The 784-nt window shown below is 69.3% G+C and carries 1 protein-coding gene and 1 pseudogene; both read right to left on the bottom strand.

The genetic code is table 11. The annotated features are described in order from the left end of the window. Positions 1-590: MCE family protein (locus tag ACFPZN_RS56250; protein WP_378293663.1), on the bottom strand; the 590-nt coding region annotated here is incomplete at its 3' end. 14 nt (positions 591-604) lie between these two features. Beyond that, positions 605-784: pseudogene (locus tag ACFPZN_RS56245) on the bottom strand (MCE family protein); the annotation flags it as partial.

The following is a 784-nucleotide window of genomic DNA, read 5'->3' as shown; positions in this document are numbered from 1 at the left end:
AGGCTGTCGAGGGTGCCGGCGTTGTCGGCCAGGGTGCCGGCGAGCTGGTGGGTGTCGCCGATCAGGTCGCGCAGGGTGGTGCCGCGTCCTTCCAGTCCGTTGGACAGCTCGCGCAGCAGCGTGTTGGCGTCCTGCGGCCGGGTCGCCCGGAGCAGTTTGCCGGCGTTGTCGAACAGCTGCTTGTACTCCACCGTCACCGACGTGCGGGCGAGGGGGATGTTGTCCCCGGCCCGCATCGGCGCCCCATCAGGCCCCGATGGGGGCGACAGTTCCACATATGGTTCGCCGACGGCGGATTTGCGGAGGACGGCGGCGCGGGCGCCGGTGGGGATGGTGGTGCCGCGGTCCATCTTGAGCTGGACGGCGACCTTGCCCGGTCGCAGGGCGACGTTGCCGATGCTGCCGACGCGCACGCCCAGGTAGGCGACCTCCAGGTCGGGGCGCAGGCCGGGTGAGGAGGCGAACTCGGCGGTGAGGGTGTAGGGGCGGCGGACGGCGTCGACACTGATGATGCTGGTCAGCGCCCAGACGATCAGAGCGACGCCGAGGGCGGTGAAGAAGGCCAGGTTGGCCAGGATGCGTGAGGTCACGACCGCTCTCCCTTTTACCTGGGTGCCAGCAGGCGTCGAAGTTCACGGGCCGGATCGCGTACCGGTTTGGGTCCGGTGTCGGGCAGGAACCCCGCGACCCAGGCATGGGCCAGGGCTTGCCCGTCGTAGGTCATGGAGGGGGCGTTGACCAGGCCCTTGTCCAGCAGGTCCACCACCTCTTTGAGTTGTTCCTT

The organism is Actinomadura rugatobispora (assembly GCF_042656285.1).
In the GTDB taxonomy this organism is placed as follows: Bacteria; Actinomycetota; Actinomycetes; order Streptosporangiales; family Streptosporangiaceae; genus Spirillospora; species Spirillospora rugatobispora.
This window is presented reverse-complemented; position numbering and strand designations above follow the sequence as displayed.